At 75.7% G+C, this 2,255-nt stretch carries 3 protein-coding genes; all 3 read right to left on the reverse strand.

The window, feature by feature from the left end; translation table 11 throughout:
• A partial coding sequence (locus BKE38_RS29315) for a hypothetical protein (RefSeq protein ID WP_131829796.1) occupies positions 1 to 217 on the reverse strand: 217 nt, incomplete at its 3' end.
• A 9-nt stretch (positions 218 to 226) separates the two neighbouring features.
• On the reverse strand, positions 227 to 952 hold the full coding sequence (locus tag BKE38_RS29320; RefSeq protein WP_076960632.1) for a P-loop NTPase family protein: 726 nt from the start codon (positions 950 to 952) through the stop codon (positions 227 to 229).
• Positions 953 to 970: 18 nt separating this feature from the next.
• Entirely contained in the window at positions 971 to 2,149 is a 1,179-nt protein-coding gene (locus tag BKE38_RS29325; protein ID WP_242662616.1) for an AI-2E family transporter, read from the reverse strand.
• Positions 2,150 to 2,255: the final 106 nt, after the last annotated feature.

The following is a 2,255-nucleotide window of genomic DNA, read 5'->3' on the forward strand; positions in this document are numbered from 1 at the left end:
GGTGGGCGTTGGCCGCCCCCTCCAGCACCCGGGCGTGGAAGTCCAGCCAGGACAGCTCCCGGTGGATGAAGCGCTCAGGGGCGTTCGGCGCCATCGCCCCCGCCGCAGGGGCGGCGGGCTGAGTCGCGGAAGCCTGCGGCGCGGCGCTCTCGGTCGAGGCGGCGGCGGGCTGGGGGGCGGCGGCAGGGGCGTGCTGCTTGGCGTCGGCGGCGTCCATGCCGCCAGACTACAGCAAGGGCAGCGCCGACAGCGAGGGACTCGCGGCAGTTTCCATGGAAACGTCATCAACCGGCTCGAAGCCGGGCCAGCCGGCCAGCGCCGCGCGCGCCAGGCCCCGGGTCACCGCCCCGCCCGCGGCCAGCGCCGCATGGTCCAGCAGGCCAGCGGCGGCGGCGATGGCGCCGGCCTCGCGCGGCAGCCGGGCCAGCAGCCAGTCCTGCACCGCCTCCGGCACGCGCAGCTGGCGCTCGGCGAAATGCCGCGCCAGCAGGGTGGCCAGCAGCCGGTCGGAGGGCTCGGCGATGCCCACCGCCGCGGTTGCGCGCAGCCGGCTGGCCAGGTCCGGCAGGCCGACCGCCCAGCGCGCCGGCGGGTGGCGGCCGGCCAGCAGCAGCGGCAGGCGCTGGGCGGCGCAGGCATTGATCAGGTGGAACAGCGCCGCCTCGTCGGCGAAGCCGTCGGCATCGTCCAGCACGGTGGCCGCCGGCTCCGGCACGCCGCGCAGCGCCGGGCCCTCCAGCACGCGCCAGCCCTGCCGCGCCGCGGTCAGCCGCAGCAGATGCGACTTGCCCACGCCTTCCGGCCCGAAGATCGCCAGCCGCCCGACCGGCCAGCCCTCGACCCGGTCCAGCCAGGCCAGCGCCTCGGCGTTGGAGGGGTCGGCCAGCACCTCGCCGCGGTAGAGCACCGGCAGGTCGAGCGGCAGGGCCAGCTGGCGGCTCGGGGGTGTCACCGCGGGCGCATCGCCGCGTCAGAGCCCGGTGCGCGGCGGGTCGAGGTAGAGCGGGCTCTCCAGGTAGCGGCGCAGCCAGTAGCGCGCCAGCACGCCCAGCGCCGCCGCCATCGGCACCGCCAGCAGCACGCCGAGGAAGCCGAAGGCGACGCCGCCGGCGAAGAGGGCGAAGATCACCCAGACAGCGTGCAGCTCGACCCGGTCGCCGAGCAGCCGCGGATAGATGATATAGCCTTCGACCACCTGTCCGGTGACGAAGATCGCCAGCACCATGCCGACGCCGTTGAAGGTGCCGAACTGCCCCATGGCCAGCAGCAGGGCCGTGGCCAGCCCGGTCATCGAGCCGACATAGGGGATGAAGGAGAGCAGGCCGGAGGCGATGCCGACCATCAGCCCGAGCTCCAGCCCGACCGCCGACAGGCCGATGGCGTAATAGGCGGCGAGCAGCGCGCAGCACAGCAGCTGGCCGCGCAGCCAGGCCGAGAGCACCCGGTCGGCGTCGCGCGCCAGCACCCGCAGCGTGCCTGCCGAGCGGCGCGGCAGCCAGCTTTCCAGCCGCATCATGATGCGCGGCCAGTCGCGCAGCAGGTAGAAGGCGACCACCGGCGTCACCACCACCAGGGTGAAGACCGAGAACAGCGCGTAGCCGCCGCCGATCAGCCGGGTCGCCGCGGTGCCGAGGAAGGCCAGGATGGCGCCGATCTGGCTGACCGCCAGGTCGCGCAGGCGGGTGTCGAAGACCTCCGGCCCGAGGCGTTCCTCGAGCCCGGCCAGGCCTTCCTGGATGGCCGCGGCGATGCCCGTGGCATAGCTCGGCAGCCGGGCCAGCAGGGTGCCGACCTGGGCGATGATCAGCGGGTAGAGCAGCAGCAGCGCGATCAGCGCCAGCGCCATCAGCCCGGCCACCAGCACCAGCGCGCCGAGCCCCCGCGGCAGGCCGAGCCGCGCCAGCCGGGTCGCCAGCGGGTCGAGGAAATAGGCGATGCACAGCGCCAGCACGAAGGGCGTCAGGATCGCCGAGAACAGCCAGACCAGGAACAGCGCCGCGACCGTCAGGCCGAGCACCAGGGCCAGCCGCTGGCCGCGCGTCGCGGTGCGGGGCCCGGGCTGGCGCGGCGGCTCGGGCATCGCGCGCGGCGGCGCCGGCTCGGGCGTGGGCGGGGGGGCGACCAGGCCAACGGGCGGCGGCCCCGTCACAGCTCCCTCCCCAGCCGCGGCGCCAGGCAGGCCCGGCCCGCGAGCAGGGGCGGCGCCGCGACCCGCAGCACCCGTCCCCTCTACACATCGCACGCGGACGCCGAGA

This window comes from Teichococcus deserti, assembly GCF_001982615.1.
GTDB lineage: Bacteria > Pseudomonadota > Alphaproteobacteria > Acetobacterales > Acetobacteraceae > Pseudoroseomonas > Pseudoroseomonas deserti.